Raw genomic sequence first — 26,583 nt, forward strand, 5'->3', positions numbered from 1 at the left:
CGGTGGGTGTCAGGTGCGTATAATGCGAACAGGCTCATCTCCCCAACGGATAAGGACGACATGACCGTACGTACTCGTATTGCGCCGTCACCCACCGGCGACCCCCATGTGGGCACCGCCTATATCGCTCTGTTCAACCTGTGCTTCGCCCGTCAGCGTGGCGGCCAGTTCGTGCTGCGCATCGAGGATACTGACCGCGTGCGCTCCACCGCCGAGTCCGAGCAGATGATTCTCGACTCCCTGCGCTGGCTGGGCCTTGAGTGGGACGAGGGCCCCGATGTCGGCGGTCCCCACGGCCCCTATCGTCAGAGCGAGCGCGGCGATATCTATGCTGAGTACGCGCGCCAGCTGCTCAGCAGCGGCCACGCCTTCAAGTGCTACCGCACCAGCGAAGAGCTGGACGAGCTGCGTGAGGCGCGCAAGGCGGCGGGCATGCACCTGGCCCTTAAGCCCTCCGACCTGGCCCTGCCCGCCGATGAGCAGGCCCGGCGCGAGCGCGAGGGCTGGCCGTACGTCGTGCGCATGCAGGTGCCGGCCACCGGCACCTGCGTGATCGACGACATGCTGCGCGGCCCCATCGAGGTGGACTGGGCCCAGGTCGATGCCCAGATCCTGCTAAAGTCCGACGGCATGCCCACCTATCACCTGGCCAATGTGGTGGATGATCACCTGATGGGTATCACCCATGTGCTGCGCGGTGAGGAGTGGATCAACTCGGCCCCCAAGCATCGGCTGCTCTATGAGTATTTCGGCTGGGAAATGCCGGTGCTGTGCCACATGCCCCTGCTGCGCAACCCTGACAAGTCCAAGCTGTCGAAGCGCAAGAACCCCACCTCGATCAACTACTATCGGCGCATGGGCTTCCTGCCCCAGGCGGTGACCAACTACCTGGGGCGGATGGGCTGGTCGATGCCCGACGAGCGCGAGAAGTTCAGCCTCGATGAGATGATGGCGCATTTCGACATCCAGCGGGTGTCGCTTGGCGGGCCGGTATTCGATCTGGAAAAGCTGACCTGGCTCAATGGGCTCTACATCCGCGAGGATCTGGACGACCAGGCCTTTCTCAAGGCGCTGATGGAGTGGGCCTTCAACGAGCGTTATGTCGGCCAGATCCTGCCCCAGGTGCGCACCCGCGTGGAGACGCTCTCCCAGGTGGCACCGCTGGCCGGCCACTTCTTCTCGGGACTGCCTTCGATCAGTGAGGAGAGCTTCGACGGCGTCAAGCTGGGTCGCGAGGATCTGCTCAAGCTGCTGCAGTTCCTGGTGTGGCGCTTCGAGGCGGTGCCCGCCTGGCATAAGGAGGTGCTGCTCACCGAGGTGAAGACACTGGCTGGCCACTTCGATCTCAAGATGAAGGACTTCCTGGCGCCGGTGTTTATCGCCATTACCGGCTCCACCGCCAGCACCTCGGTGATGGATGCCATGGCGATACTTGGCTCCGATATGACTCGGGCACGGCTCCGTCACGCCATCGAGGTGCTGGGCGGGGTGTCCAAGAAGCAGGCCAAGCGGTTCGAGAAGGAGTACCGTGAGCTCGCCTGATGCAGGTGTAGGCGTGACAGCGCTTGACAGTAGCGGGGCGAATCAGTAACATACGCCCCGTCTTCACGAGACATGTGGGGCCTTAGCTCAGCTGGGAGAGCGCGACACTGGCAGTGTCGAGGTCAGCGGTTCGATCCCGCTAGGCTCCACCATATCTTCGTCTTGTGCGGCGCTGCGTCCCATTCGTCTAGTGGTCTAGGACACCGCCCTTTCACGGCGGGAACAGGGGTTCGAACCCCCTATGGGACGCCACCTTCATTTCTGCGCGGCTGTCGGGTCCTGCCGTCAGCGCGAATACCGAGACGCCGATGGCGTCTTTTTTGTCGCTGCTTGCGCCTCACCCCGGGGCGCAGGCGCTGCGTGAAAACTCCATTGAAGCGCCGAATTTTCACCGCTTAGCGCTTGACTTGTCCACTCGTTCGTCGTTTCCCGCCCTGTGCCCCTTGGCGCTGGGGGTAACTGGCCGTGCTCGCGGGCTTTTCTTATAAGTCCTTTATATTCAATGACTTAAATCTGGTCAAAAAATAAACAATCTAAGGGCAGGCCGCTGATCATGGCGATTTGAAGGCCTTTTCTCGTAGTTGTGAACAGCTTTATCCACAGAATGTGTGGAAAACGCCGAGCAGCCTCTGGGTGTGGGTAATTGGCGGGGCTGGATGCCGGCGGCCGGCGCCGGCATCCCCGGTTTCAGGCACGAAAAGCGCGCAGCCGTCTGAGCAGAGAAGAGGTGTCCCAGCGGCTGCCGCCCATGGCCTGAACGTCGGCATAGAACTGATCGACCAGGGCGGTCACGGGGAGTCGCGCCTGGAGTTGGCGAGCCTGCTCCAGGCAGATGCCCAGGTCCTTGCGCATCCAGTCCACGGCGAAACCGTGGTCGTACTCATCGTCGATCATGGTGCGGTGGCGGTTCTCCATCTGCCAGGAGCCGGCTGCCCCTTGGCGATGACGTCCACCACGCGCTGCTGGTCGAGGCCGGCCTGCTCGGCAAAGTGCAGCCCCTCGGCCAGCCCCTGGACCAGGCCGGCGATACAGATTTGGTTGACCATCTTGGTGAGTTGACCGCTGCCGGCGGCACCCATCAGCGTCACCGCGCGGCCGTAGTGGGCGAGCACCGGTTCGGCGGTGGCGAAATCCCTCTCCGTCCCGCCGCACATGATGGTCAAGGCGCCGTTCTCGGCCCCCTGCTGGCCCCCGGAAACCGGGGCATCGATAAAGCCGATGCCGTGCTCGCGGCAGGCGACATCGAGCGCCTCGGCAAGCTCGGCCGAGGCCGTGGTGTGGTCCACCAGCAGGCTGCCCTCCGCCATGCCGGCGAGGGCGCCGTGCTCGCCCGTGGTGACCTGGCGCACGTCGTCGTCGTTGCCCACGCAGACCAGCACCAGATCGGCGCCGGAGGCAGCCTCCTGGGGAGTAGGGTGGTGGCTGCCGCCGTGCTCCTGGGTCCAGGCCTCGGCCTTGGCAGCCGTGCGGTTATAGACGCGTACCTCGAGGCCGGCCCTGGCCAGGTGGCCGGCCATCGGGTAGCCCATTACGCCCAGGCCGATAAAGGCGACCGTCGAAATTGTCTGGCTCATCCTGCTTTCCCTCGTGTTGGAATGTTGTTTCCACGCATCTTGCAAGACGCAGAAAGCCGCCCAGGGGCGGCTTTCCGTTTGCGCTGCGGCCAGTGCCGCTTCCTGCCGCGGTTACTTGGCAGGGTAGTCGCGCTGGGAGTGGCCAGTGTAGAGCTGGCGCGGGCGACCGATCTTGTAGCTCTCGCTGAGCATCTCGTGCCAGTGGGAGATCCAGCCGATGGTCCGCGACACCGCGAAGATCACCGTGAACATGTTGGTGGGAATGCCCATGGCCTTGAGGATGATGCCGGAATAGAAGTCGACGTTGGGGTAGAGCTTGCGCTCGATGAAGTACTCGTCCTCCAGGGCGATCTGCTCCAGGCGCTTGGCGATCTTGAGCTGCGGGTCGTCGGCCATGCCCAGCTCGGCCAGTACCTCGTCGCAGGTCTCCTTCATCACCTTGGCGCGGGGGTCGAAATTGCGATAGACGCGGTGGCCGAAGCCCATCAGCTTGAACGGGTCGTCCTTGTCCTTGGCGCGGTCGACGAAGCGCTGGATGTTCTCCTCGGACTCGTCGCCGATCTCGTCGAGCATCTTCAGCACCGCCTCGTTGGCGCCGCCGTGGGCCGGGCCCCATAGCGCGGCGATCCCGGCGCTGATGCAGGCGAAGGGGTTGGCGCCGGTGGAGCCGGCCAGGCGCACCGTGGAGGTGGAGGCGTTCTGCTCGTGGTCGGCGTGCAGCATGAAGATGCGGTCCATCGCCTTGGCGTAGACCGGGTTGATCTTGTACTCCTCGCAGGGCGTGCTGAACATCATGTAGAGGAAGTTCTCTGCATAGTTCAGGTCGTTGCGCGGGTAGTTGAACGGCTGGCCCACGTTGTACTTGTAGGACATCGCGGCGATGGTCGGCATCTTGGCGATCAGGCGAATGGCGCTGATCACCCGGTCCTCCTCCTGGGTGATGTCCATATGGTCGTGGTAGAAGGCCGCCAGGCCGCCGACGACGCCGCACATGATCGACATCGGGTGAGCGTCGCGGCGAAAGCCCTTGAAGAAGTTGTTGATCTGGTCATGGACCATGGTGTGGTTGCTGACCCGGGACTCGAAGTCGGCATACTGCTCGTCGTTGGGCAGCTCGCCGAACAGCAGGGTGTAGCAGAGCTCGACGAAGTTGGATTCCTTGGCCAGCTGGTCGATGGGATAGCCGCGATGCAGCAGCACGCCCTTGCCGCCATCGATATAGGTGATGGCGGACTGGCAGGAGGAGGTGGCCATGAAGCCGGGGTCGTAGGTGAAGAGGCCCTCGGCGCCGAGGCCGCGAACGTCGATCACGTCCGGGCCCAGAGTGCCGGAATAGATCGGCAGCTCGATCGACTTGTCCAGGCCGTCTACCGTCAGCGTCGCTTTCCTGTCAGCCATGAAAGGCCTCCTCTCGAGTTCGTTGTGGGACGAAAAATCGGTATTTCGCTGAATACGCCGGCGAAAAGGTCCGCCCACTATAGAAGCGTTCCCGGGATTGTCAATTAGCCCATGGTGCGGGCGTTGTTGTGCAGTAAGCTGCTTGGTGTATAGTTATTTGTATAAGAAATGGTGCCGTGCGGCATGAGTCCCCCGGATGGCGGCGCCTGCCCGGCATCGGCTTGCCAGGCCGGGAAAATGACCGCGGTGGCGGGCTTGCACCATGGTCGAGTACCGGGGGTGTTCATTTGTCACCGGGGGTTCATGTCCCTATAATCCACTCCGCGCGACTGGCAGGTACTCGTTGTCATGCCCGTCCCGGCAGCGGCGAGCCCCCTACCTCAAACCACCGCTCGCTTCGGCCAGCCCGACCGGCCGAGCAGCGAGCCAAGAGAGTGTGTATAGAGCCGTGAATAGCAAACGACCCGTCAATCTCGATCTCACCACGATCCAGTTCCCACTTCCCGCCCTGACGTCGATCGCCCATCGGATCACCGGCGTCATCCTCTTTATCGGACTCATTTTTGCCTTCTGGGCCCTCGATAAGTCGCTCTCGTCGCCGGCCGGCTTTGCCGCGGTGAGCGATGCGCTGGCCAACAATGTGCTGGCCAAGCTGATCGCCTGGGGCCTGCTGTCGGCGCTGGCCTTCCACTTCGTGGCGGGCATCAAGCACCTGCTGATGGACGCCGATATCGGCGTGACCCTCGAAGGCGGTGTCAAGAAAGCGCAGATCACCGTGGTGGTGAGTGCGGTCCTGATCATTCTCGCGGGAGTCTGGGTATGGTAACCAATATCACAAGCTTCGGTCGCAGCGGCCTGTCAGACTGGCTGATTCAGCGAGTCTCGGCGGTCATTCTGGCCCTCTATACGCTGTTCATCGTTCTCTATCTGCTCTTCAATCCGGGGCTCGACTACGCCACCTGGAGCGGCTTGTTCGCCCAGACCTGGATGCGCATCTTCTCGCTGCTGGCGCTGCTCTCCATTGCCGCCCATGCCTGGGTCGGTTTGTGGACCGTCACCACCGATTATCTCAAGTCGACCGGCGTCCGCGTCGGCGCCCAGATCGTCATCATCCTGGCCATCTTCGTGTTTCTGGTCTGGGGCATTCAAGTTCTGTGGGGAGCCTGATACATGTCAACCATGCGTAGTCTGACGTTCGACGCCATCATCATCGGCGGTGGCGGCTCCGGCCTGCGTGCCGCCCTCGAGCTGGCCAAGTCCGGCAAGAAGACCGCGGTGCTGTCCAAGGTCTTCCCGACCCGCTCGCACACCGTCTCCGCCCAGGGCGGGATTACCTGCGCTATCGCCTCCGCCGATCCGGGCGATGACTGGCGCTGGCACATGTACGACACCGTCAAGGGCGGCGACTACATCACCGACCAGGACGCCGCGGAATACATGTGTTCCGAAGGCCCCAAGGCGGTCTTCGAGCTCGAGCACATGGGGCTGCCATTCTCGCGCTTCGACAACGGCCGCATCTACCAGCGTCCCTTCGGCGGTCAGTCCAAGAATTTCGGTGAGGGCGGCCAGGCGGCCCGCACCTGTGCGGCGGCCGACCGGACCGGTCATGCCTTGCTGCATACCCTTTACCAGAACAACCTGAAGAACAACACCACCTTCCTCAACGAGTGGTTCGCGGTGGACCTGGTCAAGAACGCCAACGGCGATGTGGTGGGCTGCATCGCCATGTGTATCGAGACCGGCGAAGTGGTGCACGTCAAGTCCAAGGCCACGGTCATGGCCACCGGTGGGGCGGGGCGCATCTATGCCTCCACCACCAATGCCCTGATCAATACCGGTGACGGCATCGGCATGGCGCTGCGCGCCGGCTTCCCGATGCAGGACATGGAGATGTGGCAGTTCCATCCCACCGGCATCTACGGGGCGGGCGTACTGGTCACCGAGGGCTGCCGCGGCGAGGGTGGCTACCTGGTCAACAAGGATGGCGAGCGGTTCATGGAGCGCTATGCCCCCAACGCCAAGGACCTGGCCGGTCGCGACGTGGTGGCGCGCTCCATGGTCATGGAGATTCTCGAGGGCCGCGGCTGCGGCGAGAATGGCGATCACGTCTTCCTCAAGCTGGATCACCTGGGCGAAGAGGTGCTCAACAAGCGCCTTCCGGGGATCAGCGAACTCTCCAAGATCTTTGCCCACGCCGATCCGACCGAAGCGCCGATCCCGGTGGTGCCGACCTGCCACTATATGATGGGTGGCATCCCCACCAACGTTCACGGCCAGGCGATCATGCAGGACGCCGACGGCAACGATCAGATCGTCAACGGTCTGTTCGCCTGCGGTGAAGCGGCCTGTGTTTCCGTGCACGGCGCCAACCGCCTGGGCGGCAATTCGCTGCTCGACCTAGTGGTATTCGGCCGTGCCGCCGGCATGTTCATCGAGGGGGCGCTCAACGAGGGCATCGACTACCTGGACGCTTCCGAGTCCGACATCGACTCGGCCATGAAGCGCATCACCCGCTGGAACGATTCCAGCGGCGGCGAGTCGGTGGCCGACCTCAAGAGCGAGCTGCAGGGCATCATGCAGAACGCCTTCGGCGTCTTCCGTCAGGAGGACAACATGCAGGAGGGGGTCAAGCAGCTGGCCGACCTGCGCGGTCGCATCGCCGAGGCGCACCTGGTCGACAAGTCCGGCGCCTTCAACACCGCCCGCGTCGAGGCCCTCGAGCTCGACAATCTGATGGAAGTGGCCGAGGCTACCGCCATCGCGGCCCTGGAGCGCAAGGAGAGCCGTGGCGCCCACTCTCGCTACGACTATCCGGACCGTGACGATGTCAACTGGCTGAAGCACTCCATGTACTTCCCGGCCGAGAAGAAAGTCGGCAAGCGCGACGTGAACTTCAAGCCGAAGACCGTCGACACCTTCGAGCCGAAAGTCCGTACCTACTAAGGGGAGTCACGATGTCCATGCTTCAGGTATCCATCTACCGCTACAACCCGGAAACCGACTCCGCGCCTTATATGCAGGAGTATCAGGTGGACACGCAGGGCCGCGATCTGATGGTCCTCAACGTGCTGGAAATGCTCAAGGCCCAGGACACCACCCTGGCCTACCGTCGCAGCTGCCGCGAAGGCGTGTGCGGCTCCGACGGCATGAACATGAACGGCAAGAACGGCCTGGCCTGCATCACCTCGCTCTCCCAGGTGGTCAAGGACAACAAGCTCACGCTGCGTCCGCTGCCCGGCCTGCCGGTGGTGCGCGACCTGGCGGTCGACATGGGGCTGTTCTATAAGCAGTACGAGCGCATTCAGCCGTATCTGCAGAACGACGAGCCGGCGCCGGCCATCGAACGCCTGCAGTCACCCGAGGAGCGCGACAAGCTCGACGGCCTCTACGAGTGCATCCTGTGCGCCTGCTGTTCGACCTCCTGCCCGTCGTTCTGGTGGAACCCGGATAAGTTCGTGGGGCCCGCCGGCCTGCTGCAGTCCTACCGCTTCCTGGCCGATTCTCGCGATACCGCGACCCAGGAGCGCCTGGCCGAACTGGAAGACCCGTTCAGCGTCTTCCGCTGCCGGGGATCATGAACTGCGTGGCGGTCTGCCCCAAGGGGCTCAACCCCACGCGGGCGATCGGTAAGATCCGCGAAATGCTGCTGGCCAATGCCACTTAAATCGTGGCCAAGGGCTTGCTATCATGGCCGCCGGTCGACGGCCGCGACACAGCGTCGCGGCCGGGTAGCAGCGCAGCACAAGAGCCGGCGCCCTGGGTGCCGGCTCTTGACCATGGGATTCAGGGTTTCCGGCCTGGCGGCCGGAACCGCCGGAGATAAGACGCCCTTCCGGCAGGGCACCAGCCAGGCCGCCGCGGCTGGGCCGTGACGGCGCCGATAACACCCCCATCAGTGCAGGGTGACCGAGAGATGCAACAAGGCATAATGGAGTTGATGTGGAACAGCTCCCATGTGAGCGGCAGCAACGTTCACTATGTGGAAGCGCTCTACGAGCAATACCTCGCCGACCCCGGTTCCGTCCCCGACGAGTGGCGAACCTACTTCGATCAGCTGCCGATTCCGGATGGCGGCTCCTCCCACGATGTTCCTCTGAGTCCCGTCCGCGAACAGTTTCACCAGCTGGCTCGCGCGCGCCGGACAGCCTCGACAGCCGCGGTCGGTAGCGGTGAAAACAAGAAGCAGGTCAAGGTGTTGCAGCTGATCAACGCCTATCGCTTCCGGGGCCACCAGAAGGCCGACATCGATCCGCTCAAGCTGCGCAGCCAGGTCCCGGTTCCCGACCTCGACCTCTCCTTCCACCAGCTCTCCAAGGCCGACCTGGATACCGAATTCCAGACCGGCTCCTTCTTTCTGGGGATGGACAAGGCACCGCTGCGCGAGATCATCGACGCCCTGGAGCAGACCTACTGTCGCTCCATCGGCTGCGAGGTGATGCACATCGTCGACACCGAGGAGAAACGCTGGCTGCAGCAGCGCTTCGAGTCGGTGCGCAGTGCCCCGAAGTACAGCGAAGAGGTGCGCAAGCACCTGCTGGAGCGTCTCACCGCCGCCGAGGGCCTGGAGAACTACCTGGCCTCCAAGTATCCCGGTACCAAGCGCTTCGGCCTGGAGGGCGGTGAGTCCTTCATCCCCATGATGGATGAGTTGATCCAGCGGGGGGCGGCTACGGGGTCAAGGAGGTGGTGATCGGCATGGCCCACCGAGGCCGCCTGAACCTGCTGGTCAATATCCTCGGCAAGAACCCGTCCGAGCTGATCGACGAGTTCGATGGCAAGAAGCTGGTCGAGCGCGGCTCCGGCGACGTCAAATACCACCAGGGCTTCAGCTCCAACGTGATGACGCCGGGCGGTGAGGTGCACCTGGCGCTGGCCTTCAACCCCTCCCACCTGGAGATCGTCTCGCCGGTGGTCGAGGGCTCGGTGCGCGCCCGCCAGGATCGGCGCAGCGACAGCGCCGGCGACAAGGTGTTGCCGATCAATGTGCACGGCGATGCGGCCTTCGCGGGTCAGGGCGTGGTCATGGAGACCTTCCAGATGTCCCAGACCCGCGCCTACCGGACCGGTGGCACCATCCACGTGGTGATCAACAACCAGGTCGGCTTCACTACCTCGAACCCCCTGGACACTCGCTCCACCGAGTACTGCACCGACATCGCCAAGATGGTCCAGGCGCCGATCTTCCACGTCAACGGCGACGACCCGGAGGCGGTGCTGCATGCCACCCAGGTGGCGCTCGACTATCGGCAGCAGTTCAAGCGGGACGTGGTCATCGACCTGGTCTGTTATCGCCGTCGTGGCCATAACGAGGCCGACGAGCCCTCCGGCACCCAGCCGATGATGTATCGCAAGATCAAGGAGCATCCCTCCTCTCGGACCCTGTATGCGCAGCGCCTGGTGGACCAGGGTGTGCTCTCCGAGGAAGATGCCAAGGCGATGGTCGAGACCTACCGCGAGGACCTGCTGGCGGGCAACCACGTGGCCAACGCCCTGGTCCAGCAGCCCAATACCTCGCTGTTCGTCGACTGGAAGCCCTACCTCGGCCATGAGTGGACCGGCTATGCCGATACCCGCGTCGAAATGAAACGCCTGCAGCGCCTGGGTGCCCGGATGTGCGAGATCCCCGACGGGGTCGGTGTGCAGCGCCAGGTGGCCAAGATCTACGAGGATCGTCGCAAGATGCAGGCGGGCGGCCTGGCGTTGAACTGGGGCTTTGCCGAGACGCTGGCCTACGCCACCCTCCTCGACGAGGGACACCCGGTGCGCATCACCGGCCAGGACGTAGGCCGCGGGACCTTCTCGCACCGCCACGCGGTGGTGCATAACCAGAAGGACGGCAGCGTTTACGTGCCGCTGCAGCACATGGCCGACGGTCAGCCGCAGTTCACCATTCATGATTCCTTCCTCTCCGAGGAGGCGGTGCTGGCCTTCGAGTATGGCTATGCCACCACGGCCCCCAACGACCTGGTGATCTGGGAAGCGCAGTTCGGCGATTTCTTCAACGGCGCCCAGGTGGTGGTCGACCAGTTCATCTCCTCCGGCGAGACCAAGTGGGAGCGACTGTGCGGCCTGACCATGCTGCTGCCCCACGGCTATGAGGGCCAGGGGCCGGAGCACTCGTCGGCGCGCCTGGAGCGCTTCCTGCAGCTGTGTGCCGAGCACAACATGCAGATCTGCGTGCCCACCACGCCCGCGCAGATCTTCCATCTGCTGCGGCGCCAGGTGATTCGCAAGCTGCGAAAGCCTCTGGTGGTGATGTCGCCGAAGAGCCTGCTGCGTCACAAGGAGGCGGTCTCCAGCCTCGATGACCTGGCCAATGGCAGCTTCCAAATGGTGCTGCCCGATCAGGCCAACCTCGAAGCCGAGAAGGTCGAGCGGGTCATTCTCTGCGCCGGCAAGGTCTACTACGACCTGGCTGCCTGGCGTGAAGAAAATGGCCGCCACGACACGGCCATCCTGCGCATCGAGCAGCTCTACCCCTTCCCCAAGGAGGAGCTCTTCGAGGCGCTCAAGGGCTACGCCAACCTCGAGACGCTGGTCTGGTGTCAGGAAGAGCCGCTCAATCAGGGAGCCTGGTATCCGAGCCAGCACCACATGCGCGCCGTTGCCGACATGCTCAAGGACGGTCTGGGCGGCGAGCTCAAGTTTGCCGGTCGTCCGGCCTCGGCGGCGCCGGCCTGCGGCTACATGTCAGTGCATACCGAACAGCAGCGACAGCTGGTGGAAGACGCCTTCAACCTCTAGGGCCTTCTGCCGGGACGAGAGAGAACATACAAGGGAAACGACATGGCTACCGAGATCAAAGCGCCCACCTTTCCGGAGTCCGTTGCCGAGGGCAGCGTAGCGGCATGGCACAAGAAGCCGGGCGACAGCGTCGAGCGCGATGAGCTGCTCGTCGAGATCGAGACCGACAAGGTGGTGCTCGAGGTGCTGGCGCCCGAGGCTGGCACCCTCTCCGAGGTGATGGCCGAGGAGGGCGATACCGTGGAGTCCGAGCAGGTGCTGGGCAAGATCGGCGAAGGCCAGGCCAAGGGCGGTGACCAACAGGGCGCTGCCAAGGCCGGTCAAGGCGCCGACAAGCAGAGCGATGCCAAGGCGGCCGACAAGAAGCGTGACGCCAAGGCCGACGCGCCGGCGGCCGGCGGTGGCAAGACTCACCAGGTGAAGGCGCCCACCTTCCCCGAGTCGATTCAGGAAGGCACCGTGTCCACCTGGCACAAGCAGGTCGGCGAGGCGGTCAAGCGCGACGAAGTGCTGGCCGACATCGAGACCGACAAGGTGGTCCTCGAGGTGGTGGCGCCCACTGACGGCGCGCTCAGCGAGATCAAGGCCGAAGAGGGCAGCCAGGTCGAGTCAGAGGCGGTGCTGGCAACCTTCGCCGAAGGTGCCGGTGGCGATGCCAAGGCCCCTGCCGCCGCGGCCTCCGCCGATGATGGCGCCAGCGACGAGAAGGTGGGCGACAAGATCCTCGCCCCGGCGGCGCGTAAGCTGGTGGCCGAGCACGACCTCGACGTCAGCAAGATCGAAGGCACCGGCAAGGGCGGTCGCATCCTCAAGGAGGACGTGCAGAAGGCGGTCAAGGACGGCAGCGCCAAGAAGAGCGCCAAGCCGGCCGCTGCCCCCCGCAGGCCGCCGCTGCGCCGGCCGTGGAGGGGGAGCGCCCCGAGAAGCGCGTGCCCATGAGCCGCTTGCGCCAGACCATCGCCAAGCGCCTGGTTCAGGCCCAGCAGACGGCTGCCATGCTCACCACCTACAACGAGGTGGACATGGGCGCGGTGATGGATCTGCGCGCCCAGTACAAGGACACTTTCCTGAAGGCCCACGACGTCAAGCTCGGTTTCATGGGCTTCTTCGTCAAGGCGGCCTCCGAGGCGCTCAAGCGCTTCCCCGACGTCAATGCCTCCATCGACGGCACCGACATCGTCTATCACGGCTATCAGGATATCGGGGTGGCGGTGTCCACCGACCGCGGCCTGGTGGTCCCGGTGCTGCGCGATACCGATAGCATGAAGATTGCCGATGTCGAGAAGGGCATCGTCGATTTCGGCAAGCGCGCTCGCGACGGCAAACTCGGTATCGACGAGATGCAGGGCGGCACCTTCACCATTACAAACGGGGGAATCTTCGGCTCACTGATGTCGACGCCGATCATCAACCCGCCGCAGACGGCCATCCTGGGGATGCACAAGATCCAGGAACGACCCATGGCAGTGAACGGCAAGGTCGAAATTCGTCCGATGATGTACCTGGCAGTCTCCTATGACCATCGCATGATCGATGGCAAGGATGCCGTGCAGTTCCTGGTGACCATCAAGGAGCTGCTGGAGGACCCGGCCCGACTGCTGCTGGATATCTGAGCGACGCACGACCCTACGGACTCAAACGCGAACCGATCAACAGGAAGAACCACATGGCCGATAAATATGATGTGATCGTCATCGGCGCGGGCCCCGGCGGCTACGTTGCCGCCATCCGTGCTGCCCAGCTGGGACTGAAGACCGCCTGCGTCGAGAAGTGGATCGGCAAGGAGGGCAAAGTGGTCTTCGGCGGCACCTGCCTCAACGTGGGCTGTATTCCCTCCAAGGCGCTGCTCGAGGCCTCGCACAAGTTCGTCGAGGCCAAACACGATTTCGCCGACATGGGCATCCAGGCGGGCGACGTCAGCATGGACGTCAAGAAGATGATGGCCCGCAAGGACAAGATCGTGAAGAACCTCACCGGCGGCATCGCCGGGCTGTTCAAGGCCAACGGCGTGACCGGCATCGAGGGCACCGGCAAGGTGGTGGGTGCCAAGCAGGTTGAGGTCACCGATCAGGATGGCAAGTCGACCACCTACGAAGCCGAGAATATCGTGATCGCCGCCGGCTCCGTGCCCGTGGAGATTCCGCCGACCCCGCTTACCGAGGGGCTGATCGTCGACTCCACCGGCGCCCTGGAATTCCAGGAGGCGCCGAAGCGGCTGGGCGTGATCGGTGCCGGCGTCATCGGTCTGGAGTTGGGCAGCGTGTGGAGCCGACTGGGCTCCGAGGTCACCATGCTCGAGGCCATGGACAGCTTTCTGCCGATGGTTGATACCGCCATCGCCAAGGAGACTCAGAAGCTGCTCAAGAAGCAGGGCCTGGACATCAAGCTGGGTGCCCGGGTCACCGGCTCCGACGTCAAGGGCGAGGAGGTGCTGGTCAAGTACACCGACGCTGACGGCGACCAGGAGATGACCTTCGATAAGCTGATCGTCTGCGTGGGTCGCAAGCCCTATACCCAGGGCGTGATTGCCGATGGCGTCGGCGTGGGCCTGGACGAGCGCGGCTTCATCCATGTCGACGACCAGTGCCGTACCAGCGTGCCGGGCGTCTATGCCATCGGCGACTGTGTGCGCGGCCAGATGCTCGCCCACAAGGCCTCCGAGGAGGGCATCATGGTGGCGGACATCATCGCCGGTCATAAGGCCGAGATGAACTACGACGCCATTCCCTGCGTGATCTATACCTTCCCCGAGGTGGCCTGGGTCGGGCTGAACGAGCAGGAGGCCAAGGCCAAGGGCATCGAGGTCAAGACCGGCAGCTTCCCGTTTGCGGCCAGCGGCCGGGCCATGGCCAACAATGCCACCGAGGGCCAGGCCAAGATCATCGCTGACGCCGAGACCGACCGGGTGCTGGGCATGCACATCGTCGGCCAGCACGCCGGCGAGATGATCGCCCAGGGCGTCATCGCGCTGGAGTTCGGCTCCAGTGCCGAGGACCTGGCGCTGACCTGCTACGCGCACCCGACCATGTCGGAGGCCGTCCACGAGGCGGCGCTGGCGGTGGAAGGCCACGCCATCCACATGGCCAACCGCAAGAAACGCAAGTAAGTCAGCTCGCCTATCGTTACAACAAGCGCCACCCTCGCGGTGGCGCGTCGTACCCGGCGATGTATCGGGTGCGAACGGGGGCGACCCGGAACAGCCCGCCTCAGGTGGCCTTTTCGCGGTTGCCGTTCGAGTCACATGCAACCAATGGCATGAATCGATGAACCTTCACGAGTATCAGGGCAAACAGCTGTTTGCCGACTATGGTCTGCCGGTATCCAAAGGCTTCGCCGTCGACACCCCCGAGGAAGCGGCCGAGGCCTGCAAGAAGATCGGCGGCGACATGTGGGTCGTCAAGGCCCAGGTGCACGCGGGCGGCCGCGGCAAGGCCGGTGGCGTCAAGCTGATCAAGAGCCCAGAGGAGGCCAAGGCCTTCGCCGAGCAGTGGCTGGGCAAGAACCTGGTGACCTTCCAGACCGACGAGAACGGTCAGCCGGTCGCCAAGATCCTGGTCGAGAACTGCACCGACATCGCCAACGAGCTCTACCTGGGGGCCGTGGTCGACCGCACCACCCGCCGCGTGGTCTTCATGGCGTCCACCGAGGGTGGCGTCGAGATCGAGAAGGTCGCCGAGGAGACCCCTGAGAAGATCCTCAAAGCCGAGATCGACCCGCTGGTGGGCGCTCAGCCCTACCAGGCGCGCGAGCTGGCCTTTGCTCTGGGCCTCAAGGGCGACCAGGTCAAGCAGTTCACCAAGATCTTCCTCGGCCTCTCCCGCCTCTTCCACGAGAAGGATCTGGCGCTGCTCGAGATCAACCCGCTGGTGATCACCGACGAAGGCAACCTGCACTGCCTGGACGCCAAGCTCGGCCTCGACGGCAACGCCCTGTATCGTCATCCGGATCTCCAGGCCATGCGTGACCCCTCTCAGGAAGACGCCCGTGAGGCCGAGGCCGCCGAGTGGGATCTCAACTACGTGGCGTTGGAAGGCAACATCGGCTGCATGGTCAATGGCGCTGGCCTGGCCATGGGCACCATGGACATCATCAAGCTCAACGGCGGCCTGCCGGCGAACTTCCTGGACGTGGGCGGTGGTGCCACCAAGGAGCGCGTGGCGGAAGCCTTCAAGCTGATCCTCTCCGATGATTCCGTCAAGGCCGTGCTGGTCAACATCTTCGGCGGCATCGTGCGCTGTGACATGATCGCCGAGGGCATTATCGGGGCCGTCGAGCAGGTCGGCGTGAACGTGCCGGTCGTGGTGCGCCTGGAGGGGAACAACGCCGAGCTGGGTGCCGAGAAACTGGCCTCCAGCGGTCTGAACATCATCGCTGCTACCAGCCTGACTGACGCGGCACAGCAGGTCGTCAAAGCGGCGGAGGGCAAGTAATGAGCATCCTGATCGACAAGAACACCAAGGTCATCTGCCAGGGTTTCACCGGTGGCCAGGGGACCTTTCACTCCGAACAGGCGCTCGCCTACGGCACCAAGATGGTCGGTGGCGTGACGCCGGGCAAGGGCGGCCAGGAGCACCTGGGCCTGCCGGTGTTCAACACCGTCAAGGAAGCGGTCGACAAGACCGGCGCCGAGGCCAGCGTGATCTATGTGCCGGCTCCGTTCTGCAAGGACTCGATCCTGGAAGCCGCCAATGCCGGTATCAAGCTGATCGTCTGCATCACCGAGGGCATTCCGACCCTGGACATGCTGCAGGCCAAGGTGAAGTGCGACGAGCTCGGCGTGCGCCTGATCGGTCCCAACTGCCCCGGCGTGATCACCCCGGACGAGTGCAAGATCGGTATCATGCCGGGCCATATCCATCAGCCGGGCAAGGTCGGTATCGTGTCGCGCTCCGGCACCCTGACCTATGAAGCGGTCAAGCAGACCACCGATCACGGCTTTGGCCAGTCCACCTGCGTGGGAATCGGCGGTGACCCGATCCCGGGCTCCAACTTCATCGACATCCTCGAGATGTTCGAGCAGGACCCCAAGACCGAGGCGATCGTGATGATCGGCGAGATCGGCGGCACCGCCGAGGAAGAAGCCGCCGCTTACATCAAGGCCAATGTCAAAAAGCCGGTGGTCTCCTACATCGCCGGTGTGACCGCCCCTCCCGGCAAGCGCATGGGCCATGCGGGTGCGATCATCTCCGGCGGCAAGGGCACCGCGGACGAGAAGTTCGCCGCCCTGGAAGACGCCGGCGTGAAGACCGTGCGCTCCCTGGCCGAGATCGGTGATGCGCTGAAGGAAGTGACCGGCTGGTAAGTGCCGCCGCGACCCTGCGTCATCCTGCAAAGAGCACCTTCGGGTGCTCTTTGCGTATCGGCGGCCGGTGAGGAGGACTCAGCCTGCCGCCAGCCAGCGGTTGCGGCCCTGGCGCTTGGCTCGCAGCAGGGCCTCGTCGGCGCGCTGGAGGGTGCGTTCGTAGCCGTCCGGCGGGCGATGCTGGGCGACTCCGACACTGGCGGTGATCCGCAGGCATTCGCCGTCCTGACGAATATCCAGGTGACGCATGCGGTTGCACAGCCGATTCATCAGTGGCTGGGCCTGCTCGAGGGTAGTCTCCGGCAGGATCACCAGGAATTCTTCACCTCCCCAGCGACCGCAGTGGTCGCTGGTCCGCAGGGTTGCCTGCAGGGTCTCGGACAGCAAGATCAAGGCGCGGTCGCCGACCTCATGGCCGAAACGGTCGTTGATCCGCTTGAAGTGATCGATGTCGAGCATCGCCAGGGTGAAGGGGCGGTGATGCCGTTCACTGGTACCGATCAGCCGTTCCAGGTGCTCGTGCAGCAGGCGACGGTTGCCCAGTCCGGTCAAGGGGTCGTAATGCGATTCATTACGCAAGGCCTCGTTGCGCTCGCTGAGCAGCGCCTGATAGCGGTCGGCGATGCGCGACAGCTTGCGCTGGCGTCGTAGCTGACGCTCCAGCGCATGGCGCGTCGCATGGAGGTCATCCTGGGCGGTGCGCTGGAAACCGTCGGCAATGCCGATCAACCGCTCCAGGCGGCGTGCCTGCTCCAGGTGGCTCCGAGTCAGCCGCTCCAGCGCCGAATACAGCGGATGCGCCCGGTAGCTCGGCTCGGCGAGCAGGGCCTCCACCTCAGCGAGCAGGCGTTCCTCTTCCGGGCGGTTCACGGGGCCACCTGGACTGGGGTGATGGCGAAGTCGAAGGTGCAGTCTTCCTTGAACTCTTCGGCCAGCTCGGCGATTCGCTCGTTGCGTTCGTCGTAGTGCCAAACCACCCGTACCTGGCGTCCCGCCTGGTGGGCGTCTTCGAGCATGTCAAAGATATCCATCATCGCCTTCACCGAACTGGTGTTGAGGTAGATGAGTTCCAGATCAAGCGTCAGCGGATGGGTGGCGTCGGCCAGGAAACGTTCCGTCCAGTCGATGACCTGGGTGAAGAGCTCGTAGGAGTTCTCCGGGTAGGAGTCCCCCTGCATGCTGAGTCGTCCTGCCTGCCAGCTGGCCTGGATCGCCGGGGTCGACTGGCTGCCAGGAATAGTCAGATCGTGAGTCATGGGCATCGAGGTCGGGTCAGATAGTAGCCGTCAGGCTAAAGAAACCTTGCCCAGAAGGCAACGCTTGAAGTACGGGGTCCAGCGGCTTGCTTGACTTGCGAGCCATGTCGAGCAGGCCCAGGCCCGCGCCGCTGATGGCCTGTTCATCGCGGGGGCGGCGCAGTTGCTGCTTGTAGGCACGCTTGAGTTCGCCGGCATCGAGGTGCGCCAGCTCGTTGACCATCTCGACCAGCCGCCGTCCATCCGCCATCTCCACGAGGTTGCCTGCCGAGACCAGATAGCGCCCCGCCTCATCCCGGGCTACGGCGATAGTCGCGGTGGCCTGCTCGTCGCTATACCCCTGAGCCTTGGCATAGTGTCGGATGTTCTGGGTCATTTCGATGTACACCGCGAACACATCCATGGCAGACGAAGGAGGCGTTGGCTGGCCCTGCAGGTAGTTGCGCAGGGCATTGCCGATCTCCTCGATCAGGCTGCGCGAGATGGGGCCGTTAAAGCAGAGCATGATCTGCTGTTGCAGGTAGCTTTCACGAAGGGACAACAGGTCCATGACGGGTCTCCGTGGGTCATGTGGCCGCCGGGGGAGGGGCGGTCGGTCTGGCATGAGGGTCGTCCGGCTCGAAGCGGAAGCTGACCAGGGTAATGTCGTCACGCTGTGGGTGTGGGCCGCGATAGGCATCCAGCTCCGCCTCGAAGGCGGTGGCTTGCGCTGCCATCGGGGCCCGGGCATGGCGTATCAGCATTGCCTCGAAGCGGCGGTTGCCGAAGCCGAAGCCGTGCTCGCCTCCCGCCTGATCGAGAAAGCCATCGGTGCACAGCGTGTAGGTCCAGCCGCGCCTGAGCGTCAGCGTCTGGTTGTGAAAGGGCTCGGGGCGCTTATGGCCGAGGGCACGTTTGCCGGCCGGATAGATCTCGAGTCGCTCGCCGTCGCTGGTATAGAGTGGCAGCTTGGCGCCGGCGAAGGTCATCCGGTCGCGGTGGGGCTCGACCCATACCAGGGCGGCGTCCATGTGGGTGGCAATGGAGCGGGGCAGGGTGTCACGGTGCAGTGTGGCGCGGTTCTGGCGATCCATCTCGTCGAGAATGGCGGCCGGGTCGTGCGGGCCGGCTCGCAGGATGGCGTGATCGACGATGGCGCGGGCCAGCATGGTCATTAGCGAGCCGGGAACACCGTGGCCGGCGCAGTCGATTACCCCCACCAGGAAGCCCTGCTGGTCAGCGCGGAAGACATAGATGTCACCGCCCACCTGATCACGCGGCCGCCACACCACCGCATGTCGGTCGGCCAGGTGGTGATCGAGCTGTCCGCGCGGCAGGATGGCGCGCTGGATGATGCTGGCATACTCCAGTGAGGCATCCACCTGCCGCCGGGCGCGTCGCATCTCGTCATTGGCCTGTTCGAGATCGCGGGTGCGTTGGCGGACCTTCTCCTCAAGCCGCTGGGTATGGTCGGCCACCTGGTCGGCCATGTCGGAGAAGGCGCGCGAGAGCGCCCCGATCTCATCGAAGCGGTCGGTGGGCAGTCGTGGCGCATAGTCGCCTGCGGCGATGGCCTTCGCGGAGAGCTGCAGCCGGCCCAGGGGCGCGAGGATCAGGCGATGGGTGGCATAGGCGAAGGCCGCCGTCAGCAGCGCCAGCAGCAGGCCGAGCCCGCCGACCAGCGGCCACAGCCAGCGGCTGTCGAGCACCGCGGCGGATTGCAGGTCCAGGGCGGTGACCAGAAACCACTGTAGCTCTGGAATGTAGCCGACGGAGAGCAGACGCGGCTCGCCCTCCAGTTCCACGTCCAGGGCGACGATGTGACCGGGGCGACGCATGGCGTCATGGAGGGCTTTACGGACGTCATCGCGCTGGGCGGTCGGTACCATCGCGTGTAGGCGTTGGCCCGATGGCGTGGCGGATGGCGTATGGGCCGCCTCCGGATGATCGAGGTATGTCCTGTCGGGATGGGCCTGCAGGGTGCCACGTGCGTCGACAATCATCGGCGTGAGCCCGGGAGCACTGTCACGAAGGAAGCGGTTGAGGAACTGGCCGAGGTCGATGCCGCCACCGGCCAGCCCCAGCGTCTCGCCGTTGTCGCGCACCTTGACGTTGACCCAGATCATCGCTCGCTCGAGGGTGGGGTCGGCATTGACGCTGATACGGTAGGTGGAGGTGCTCGACATGGTGTCGAAGTACCAGCTGTCAGCCGGCGCCTCGGGGAGAGTCGGTGCTGGGGGGCCAGCTCCCCGTTGGGCGAGCCGTCGCCGACGTAGCGGTCGCCCGTGGCGTGATCGATGACAAAGTAGGCGTTGCTAGCGAACTGCTGTCGATAGCCCTCTGCCTCGTCCAGAAAGCGGGCGCGGCGCTGCGGGTCCTCGGGGGTGCGCAGCCACTCGCGCGTCACCACGGACCCGGCAAAGCGGCGCGAGAGAGCCAGCTCTCGGGAGACGGGGGCGATGACGCGCTGCATCTGCAGCAGGGTATACTGCTCGGCGTAGGCGCTGGCGAAGTGGCGCCGCACCTCATCCACGGCCTGCCAGCCGATCAGCAGCGCTGGGATCAGAGCGATTAGGCAGGCCAGCAGCAGCGCCAGGGTGGACTGGCCGCGAAGCCCCAAGCGTTTAGCCATTTCCCTGCGTCTCTTGAGAATCTTCGGATGCGCCGTTGCCATCCCTCATCCCGGTGGTCGTGCGCTATCGCTTCACGATGGCATAGTCGTCGGCGCGGTGCGAATGCGCCTGCCAACGCAGTGCCCCTTCGGCCTCAAAGACAACGGCAACCCGAGGGTTGCCGTTTTGCTGCCTGACCTGGTCAGCCGCCTCATTCTCCGGGGCGGGCCACCAGCGAGCGGGTCTCTTCGCGGGCCTCGACCAGCGCCACACGGATATGGTCGCCCAGCTTGAAGCGCTCCTCGCCCTCCACTTGGATGCGCCCCTCCTTGTCGTCGATGGCGACCTTGTCACGGTCGCTATGCATCATCGGCGCGGGACGAAGGCGGTGGCCCCGTTGGCGGTGAGTCGCACCCGCATGCCGCCGCGGTTGATGGCGATGATCTCGGCGTCGAAGGTATCCTGATTCTGTGCCGCGCCGGTCAGGTAGCGCACATAGAGCCAGTCCTTGACGTCGCGTTCGGCCATGCGGTTGAGGCGGCGACGCTCGGTGAGCTGCTCGGTGAGCTGCTGGCTCGCCTCGGCCGGGGCCTGCTCGCCCTTGAGCACGCGCTTGATCAGGCGGTGGTTGACCATGTCGCCGTACTTGCGGATCGGCGAGGTCCAGGTGGCATAGGCAGCCAGGCCCAGGCCGAAGTGGGGGCCGGGCTTGGCCGACATGCTAGTGAAGCCCTGGAAGCGGCGCAGGCGGGCATCCAGCCAGGCATCGTCGCGGCTCTCCAGGGCGCGCTTGAGCTCCTTGTAGCGCGGCAGCTCGGAGAGCGCTTCGAGCTCCACCTCGACCTGCTGGGCGGTGAGAAACTCGTGGGCGGCCTCGGCCTTGTCCGGCTCGAAGGCGCGGTGCACGTTGAAGATACCGTGTCCGACCTTCTCCGCCAGCAGGTCGGCGCAGCAGGCGTTGGCGGCGATCATCGACTCTTCGATCATGCGGTTGGCGATGCGCCGCTCTTCGGTGCGGATGTCCAGCACGTTGCCGGCGTCGTCCAGGTCGAAGACGTAGTCGGGCCGGTCCTTGAACACCAGGGCGTGCTCGGCGCGCCAGGCGCTGCGCGCCTCGGTGAGGTCGCGCAGGGCCTCGAGCTGCTCGGCGATGGCCGCCTCGGGGGCCCAGTCGCCCTGACCCTCGAGCCAGTCGGAGACGCGATCGTAGGCGAGCTTGGCGTGGGACTTCGCGGTGGCGGCAAAGAAGCGGTAGTCGCCCAGGCTGCCGTCCGCCTCGACCTCCAGGGTGCAGGCCAGCACCGGGCGTTTCTGGTTCTCCCACAGCGAGCAGAGGTCGTCGGCCAGCTGTTCGGGCAGCATGGTGACGTTCTGGCCCGGCAGGTAGACGGTGAAGGCTCGGGTGCGCGCCTCGAGGTCCGCCGCGTGGCCCTCCTCGACGTAGGCCGTCGGGTCGGCGATAGCCACGGTCAGCGCCCAGCCGCCGCCCTCGCGGGGCACGATGCGCAGGGCATCGTCCATGTCGCGGGTCTTCTCGCTGTCGATGGTGAAGAACGGCTCGGCGGTGAGGTCCTCGCGGGTGAGGCCTTCGTCGCGCAGCGGCCAGTCGTCGCCGGCGTCGGGGCACTCCTGCTCCAGGGCATGGCGGGCGAGGGTCACCCGCCAGGGCACCGCCGGGTCACTGGCCTTGGCCACCAGCTCGTCGATCTGGGCGAAGAAGCCGCGATCGTTCTCCTTGAGCGGGTGGCGCACCAGCCGGGCGACGATCCAGTCGCCGTCGGCGATGCTCGCCTCATCCAGGCTGCGCTTGATCCGCGCCTTGAGCACGTTCTTGATCGAGGGGTGGTCGGGCGCTACCGCCAGGCGGCCATCGCGCTTCTGAACCCGGGCGATGAAGCGCGAGAGTCCCGGCTCGAGCAGGGTGTCGGGCTCCACGGAGCTCTTGTCGCCGTTGTCGTGGATGATGGCCTGAACGCGGTCGCCGTGCAGCACCTGCTTCATGGCCGGGGGCGGGACGAAATAGGACTGGCCATCGTCGGTCTCGAGGAAGCCGAAGCCCTTGTCGGTGGCCTTGATCACTCCCTCGGCGCGGGGAATGGTCTTGCGGATATCTTGCTTGAGCTGGGCGAGCAGCGGATTGTTCTGCAGCATGGTCACGAACGTGTGGCGGGATAAGAGGGCCACTATACGGATTCCCGTCGGTGACGCCAATCGCACCGGGTAGATGATGGCTTGGGCTTGCGTTCCTCAAGGCGCTGCGTGTGGCCATACCGCGGCTTTCGGCGAGGTGGGCAGAGGATGCGGCGTCTGGAACGGGGCGTCGCGTACTGGCTGTTGGGCCTTCAGGCCTGCGTCGCGGCCCGTGGGCGAGAGGGCTCAGGATGGTCGGGTGCGCATTGCGACGTTGGTCTAGGATCCCTTGCCGAGCCGCTCATGCATGCCCATCATCGAGCCCATAACGACAACGATTCACGGCGCTGCCCCGGCATCGCCTCTGCCATCGGAAAACGATGACGACAACACCCGCCACTCTTATCGTGGTCGACGACGACCCCGAAATCCGCGAACTGCTGGTCGACTACCTGGGGCGCCACGGCTATCGTGCCCTGGCCGCCGAGGATGCTGAGGCGCTGCATCGCCTGTTGGCAAGCGAAGCGCCCGACCTGCTCATTGTCGATATTATGCTGCCCGGCGATGACGGCTTCACTATCTGTCGCAAGGTGCGCCGCGACAGCGAGGTGCCGATCATCATGCTCACCGCCAGCGCCGACGAGACCGATCGCATTCTCGGGCTGGAACTGGGCGCCGACGACTACCTGGGCAAGCCTTTCAATCCCCGCGAGCTGTTGGCGCGCATCAAGGCTGTGCTGCGCCGTACCCGTACCCGTGCCCCGGTCGCGGCGTCGTGCGACCCCGCTGAGGCCCGCCTGGTGTCGTTCGGCGAGTGGCGACTTGATCGCATGACCCGTGAGTTGATCGACGCTGCGGGCGAGCGGTGCGCCCTGTCCGGCGCCGACTTCCAACTGCTGCAGGTGTTCCTTGAGCATCCCGGTCGTGTGCTCTCCCGCGAGGAACTGTTCGAGTTCACCCGTGGCCGCACGGCGCCGCCGCTGGATCGCTCCATCGACGTGCACGTCTGTCGCTTGCGCCAGCGCCTCGGCAAGGATGCCCAGCACTCGCAGCTGATCCGCACCGTGCGCGGTGCCGGCTACGTGCTCACCTGCCCAGTGGAAGCGCTGCCGTGAGCGAAGGGGAGCGCTGGCGACGGTTGCGTCGCCGCTGGGCCCGCTGCTTGCCCGGTAGCCTGAGTGGGCGCTTCGTGCTGATCATGGTAGTCGGGGTGCTAGGGGCGCAGCTCGCCAGCTACGCCATCTGGACCACTCAGGTGCGCACGAGCCAGCTCGAGCAGCTCGATGAGCTCTCCAACAACGTCGCCTTCAGCGTGGCCTCCACCGTGCGCTTCTTCCGCTCGCTGCCCTATGAGTACCGGCATATCGTCCTCGACCAGCTGCGTGACATGGGCGGCACGCGCTTCTTCGTTAGCGTCAACGAGCGACGTATCGGCATCGAGGATGTCGGGGCCGGTGCGGCCAAGCGGATGGTGGTGGACAACTTCCAGGCCGTGCTGGCCCAAGAACTCAATCTCGACGAGGTGGTCGTCGAGTTCTCGCGTCCCGAGACCCTGCGTGTCTTCAACAACGAGGTGCTGCTGCACGACCTGCCGGCACGTTGGGGGCAGCACAGCCTGCTGCTGGAGCCGCTGTCGCCGCCGATCCTGGTGGTGCAGCTCGAGCTCGAACCTGGCGCCTGGCTCTATGTGGCCACGCTGCTGCCGGTGCCCGACCTGCTGGTCGAGAACCCCTGGCTCTCCAGGGAGCGGCTGCTGGCGGGCCTGATCGTGCTGCTTACCGTGCTGGGACTGTCACTGGTGGGCATTCGCAGCGCCACCCGGCCCCTGGCGAGGCTGGGGAGGGCGGCACGCCAGTTGGGGCGCGACCTCGATGCCCCACCGCTGCGCGAGACGGGGCCGCGTGAGGTCGCTGCCACCGCGGCGGCCTTCAACCGCATGCAGGAGCGCATCCGCGAACAGGTCGATGAGCGCGAGCGCCTGTTCTCGGCCATCTCCCACGATCTCAAGACCCCGATCACCCGACTGCGCCTGCGTGCCGAGATGCTTGACGACCCGCTCCAGCGCGAGCGCTTCTGCGCCTCGCTCGACGAACTCGATCTGCTGGTCAAGGGGGCGCTGGCGTCGGTCAAGGGGTTCGATCTGCATGAGCCGGTGGAGGCGCTGAGCCCCCGTGAAATGCTGGAAGAGCTGGCCGAGGAGCTGGCCTTGCAGGGGGGCAGGGTGACGGTCATGGGCGATGCCGCGCCGGTGTCGGTCAAGCCGCTGGCCTTCAAGCGTTGCCTGGCCAACTTGGTGGAAAACGCGGTGTTCTACGGCAAGAGGGCCGATGTCACGCTGAGTGACTCCCCCGGCAGCTCACGATCCGCATCCGCGATCATGGCCCGGGCATTCCTGAGGCCCAGCTCGAACGGGTGTTTTCGCCGTTTGTGCGACTCGAACCCTCACGCAGCCGCAACACCGGGGGTAGTGGCCTGGGCCTCGGCATCGCGCGTCATATCGTCCGGGCGCTGGGCGGCGAACTGGTGCTGGACAACCATCCCGAAGGCGGTCTCGAGGTCACCCTGACGCTGCCGCGTCCCCGGGATGTTACGCCGTTGTAATATAGCGCCAATACTTTGCAGAAGTAGGTAACCCTGCCGGCGGCAGCTCTCGGTTAACGTTACGAATACCTGGTTGTAACCGGGCTCGATAACAACAGCAGGAGCATGCCGATGTACTCGTTCAAGAAGACCCCGCTGGTCATGGCCACTTCGCTGGCCGCCACCCTGGCACTGGGGAGCGCCAATGCCGGCGAAGTGGAGGTGCTGCACTGGTGGACCTCCGGCGGCGAAGCCCGCGCGGCCAATGTGCTCAAGGAGCTGATGGAGGCCGAAGGCTTCGGCTGGCAGGATTTTGCCGTGGCCGGCGGCGGTGGCGAGACCGCCATGACCGTGCTCAAGTCACGTGCCATGTCCGGCAACCCGCCATCGGCGGCCCAGATCAAGGGGCCCGAGATCCAGGAGTGGGGCGAGCTCGGTCTGCTTGGCGAACTCGACGAGGTGGCCGAGGCCGAAGGCTGGAACGCGCTGCTGCCGCCCACGGTGGCCGAGGTGATGCGCCACAACGGCAGCTATGTGGCGGTGCCGGTCAATGTACATCGGGTTAACTGGCTGTGGGCCAATCCGGGGGTGCTCGAGGCCGCCGGTGTCGAGATGCCGACCAGCCTCGACGAACTGTTCGCCGTTGGCGAGGCGATTCGCGAGGCGGGCTACATCCCGCTGGCCCACGGCGGCCAGGCCTGGCAGGACGCCACCGTCTTCGAAAGCGTGCTGCTGGCCAGCGCGGGCATCGAGTTCTATCAGCGCGCGCTGGTCGAGCTCGATGAAGAGGCGTTGGGCAGCCAGCAGATGGTCGAGGCACTGGAGACCTTCAAGCGCCTGCGCGGGCTGATGGACGACGACATGCCGGGCCGCGACTGGAACATCGCCACCTCCATGGTGATCAACGGCGATGCCGGCATGCAGCTGATGGGCGACTGGGCCAAGGGCGAGTTCACCGCCGCCGGGCTCACCTCCGGCGAGGACTACCTCTGCGCAGCGGCACCGGGCACCCAGGATGCCTTCACGTTCAATATCGACAGCCTGGCCATGTTCCGCGTCGAAGGGGCAGAGCGCGAGGCGCAGCAGGCCCTGGCACGCCTGGTCCTGGAGCCCACCTTCCAGCAAGCCTTTAACCTGGCCAAGGGCTCGATTCCCGCCCGTCCCGACCTGGACATGAGCGAATTCGACGCCTGCGCCCAGCAGTCCATGGACGACTTCCAGCGTACCGCCGAAGAGGGTGGCCTGGTGCCCAGCATGGCCCATGGCATGGCCGTTCGTGCCGATGTTCAGGGTGCGATCTTCGACGTGGTGACCAACTACTTCAACGCGCGTGACATGGCCGCCGAAGAAGCCGCCAGGCGCATGGTCAATGCCGCCCAGGCCGCCTTGTAATTCCAGCCTGACGTTGGGCCGGGCCTGAGTCCTTCAGGTCTGGCCCCAGTGCCACGCCGCTCACGCCCGAGGTT

Annotated in this window: 15 protein-coding genes, 2 tRNA genes and 6 pseudogenes; 15 read left to right on the forward strand and 8 right to left on the reverse strand. The window is 64.9% G+C overall.

The features are described 5' to 3' along the window. Positions 1-60 precede the first annotated feature (60 nt). The 3 genes from gltX (at position 61) to ACSJDS_RS07745 (ending at position 1,794) form a co-directional block, all read left to right on the forward strand. Positions 61-1,542, forward strand: a complete 1,482-nt coding sequence (gene gltX / locus ACSJDS_RS07735; RefSeq protein ID WP_473032764.1) for a glutamate--tRNA ligase — start codon at positions 61-63, stop codon at positions 1,540-1,542. Between the two features lie 76 nt (positions 1,543-1,618). Next, positions 1,619-1,694, forward strand: a tRNA-Ala gene (locus ACSJDS_RS07740). Between the two features lie 24 nt (positions 1,695-1,718). Then, positions 1,719-1,794, forward strand: a tRNA-Glu gene (locus tag ACSJDS_RS07745). 435 nt (positions 1,795-2,229) lie between these two features. Here the strand turns inward: ACSJDS_RS07745 and ACSJDS_RS07750 are convergent. Both ACSJDS_RS07750 and gltA read right to left on the reverse strand, forming a co-directional pair. Next, positions 2,230-3,116: pseudogene (locus ACSJDS_RS07750) on the reverse strand (NAD(P)-dependent oxidoreductase). 111 nt (positions 3,117-3,227) lie between these two features. Beyond that, entirely contained in the window at positions 3,228-4,514 is a 1,287-nt protein-coding gene (gene gltA, locus ACSJDS_RS07755) for a citrate synthase (protein ID WP_473032766.1), read from the reverse strand. Between the two features lie 448 nt (positions 4,515-4,962). On the opposite strand from gltA, the gene sdhC reads away from it, so the two are divergent. The 9 genes and pseudogenes from sdhC (at position 4,963) to sucD (ending at position 16,560) form a co-directional block, all read left to right on the forward strand. Then, a complete protein-coding gene (sdhC, locus tag ACSJDS_RS07760; RefSeq protein WP_238976561.1) occupies positions 4,963-5,340 on the forward strand; it encodes a succinate dehydrogenase, cytochrome b556 subunit in 378 nt (125 codons plus the stop codon). Next, complete coding sequence (gene sdhD, locus ACSJDS_RS07765; protein WP_473032768.1) at positions 5,334-5,681, forward strand: succinate dehydrogenase, hydrophobic membrane anchor protein; 348 nt, start codon at positions 5,334-5,336, stop codon at positions 5,679-5,681. The genes sdhC and sdhD overlap by 7 nt, the downstream gene beginning before the upstream one ends. A 3-nt stretch (positions 5,682-5,684) precedes the next feature. Then, positions 5,685-7,457 carry a succinate dehydrogenase flavoprotein subunit gene (sdhA, locus tag ACSJDS_RS07770; protein ID WP_473032769.1) on the forward strand — a complete coding sequence of 591 codons (1,773 nt, stop codon included), beginning with the start codon at positions 5,685-5,687 and terminating at the stop codon, positions 7,455-7,457. An 11-nt stretch (positions 7,458-7,468) separates the two neighbouring features. Further along, a pseudogene (locus tag ACSJDS_RS07775) lies at positions 7,469-8,178 on the forward strand (succinate dehydrogenase iron-sulfur subunit). A gap of 249 nt (positions 8,179-8,427) precedes the next feature. After that, positions 8,428-11,258 (forward strand): annotated as a pseudogene (locus ACSJDS_RS07780) (2-oxoglutarate dehydrogenase E1 component). A gap of 42 nt (positions 11,259-11,300) precedes the next feature. Further along, positions 11,301-12,871: pseudogene (odhB, locus tag ACSJDS_RS07785) on the forward strand (2-oxoglutarate dehydrogenase complex dihydrolipoyllysine-residue succinyltransferase). Between the two features lie 53 nt (positions 12,872-12,924). Beyond that, positions 12,925-14,364 (forward strand): dihydrolipoyl dehydrogenase, encoded by a 1,440-nt coding sequence (gene lpdA, locus ACSJDS_RS07790; protein ID WP_473032770.1) that lies wholly within the window; start codon positions 12,925-12,927, stop codon positions 14,362-14,364. 157 nt (positions 14,365-14,521) lie between these two features. After that, complete coding sequence (gene sucC, locus ACSJDS_RS07795; protein WP_473032771.1) at positions 14,522-15,688, forward strand: ADP-forming succinate--CoA ligase subunit beta; 1,167 nt, start codon at positions 14,522-14,524, stop codon at positions 15,686-15,688. After that, positions 15,688-16,560 carry a succinate--CoA ligase subunit alpha gene (sucD, locus tag ACSJDS_RS07800; RefSeq protein WP_473032772.1) on the forward strand — a complete coding sequence of 291 codons (873 nt, stop codon included), beginning with the start codon at positions 15,688-15,690 and terminating at the stop codon, positions 16,558-16,560. The genes sucC and sucD overlap by 1 nt, the downstream gene beginning before the upstream one ends. Positions 16,561-16,638: 78 nt before the next feature. On the opposite strand, the gene siaD is transcribed toward sucD, so the two are convergent. The 6 genes and pseudogenes from siaD to ACSJDS_RS07830 all read right to left on the reverse strand — a co-directional run bounded on the left by siaD (position 16,639) and on the right by ACSJDS_RS07830 (position 22,558). After that, the gene (gene siaD / locus ACSJDS_RS07805) at positions 16,639-17,430 is read right to left on the reverse strand and encodes a biofilm regulation diguanylate cyclase SiaD (protein ID WP_473032773.1); all 792 of its coding nucleotides are present in this window, start codon (positions 17,428-17,430) and stop codon (positions 16,639-16,641) included. After that, the gene (gene siaC / locus ACSJDS_RS07810; RefSeq protein ID WP_473032774.1) at positions 17,427-17,816 is read right to left on the reverse strand and encodes a biofilm regulation phosphoprotein SiaC; all 390 of its coding nucleotides are present in this window, start codon (positions 17,814-17,816) and stop codon (positions 17,427-17,429) included. The genes siaD and siaC overlap by 4 nt, the downstream gene beginning before the upstream one ends. Positions 17,817-17,832: 16 nt before the next feature. Next, the gene (gene siaB, locus ACSJDS_RS07815; RefSeq protein WP_473032775.1) at positions 17,833-18,366 is read right to left on the reverse strand and encodes a biofilm regulation protein kinase SiaB; all 534 of its coding nucleotides are present in this window, start codon (positions 18,364-18,366) and stop codon (positions 17,833-17,835) included. Between the two features lie 16 nt (positions 18,367-18,382). Then, positions 18,383-19,981: a biofilm regulation protein phosphatase SiaA gene (gene siaA, locus ACSJDS_RS07820; protein WP_473032776.1), complete on the reverse strand. Its 1,599-nt coding sequence runs from the start codon at positions 19,979-19,981 to the stop codon at positions 18,383-18,385. After that, positions 19,918-20,427: a hypothetical protein gene (locus ACSJDS_RS07825; protein WP_473032777.1), complete on the reverse strand. Its 510-nt coding sequence runs from the start codon at positions 20,425-20,427 to the stop codon at positions 19,918-19,920. Before ACSJDS_RS07825 ends, siaA begins: the two co-directional genes overlap by 64 nt. Positions 20,428-20,618: 191 nt before the next feature. Next, positions 20,619-22,558, reverse strand: a pseudogene (locus tag ACSJDS_RS07830) (exoribonuclease II). 359 nt (positions 22,559-22,917) lie between these two features. Here ACSJDS_RS07830 and ACSJDS_RS07835 point away from each other — a divergent pair. From ACSJDS_RS07835 to ACSJDS_RS07845, 3 genes and pseudogenes are all read left to right on the forward strand, one after another. After that, entirely contained in the window at positions 22,918-23,652 is a 735-nt protein-coding gene (locus ACSJDS_RS07835) for a response regulator (RefSeq protein ID WP_473032778.1), read from the forward strand. Positions 23,653-23,735: 83 nt separating this feature from the next. Continuing rightward, a pseudogene (locus ACSJDS_RS07840) lies at positions 23,736-25,138 on the forward strand (ATP-binding protein). Between the two features lie 111 nt (positions 25,139-25,249). Then, positions 25,250-26,509 carry an ABC transporter substrate-binding protein gene (locus tag ACSJDS_RS07845; protein WP_473032779.1) on the forward strand — a complete coding sequence of 420 codons (1,260 nt, stop codon included), beginning with the start codon at positions 25,250-25,252 and terminating at the stop codon, positions 26,507-26,509. Positions 26,510-26,583 lie beyond the last annotated feature (74 nt).

Source organism: Halomonas sp. SL18_1 (assembly GCF_055755715.1).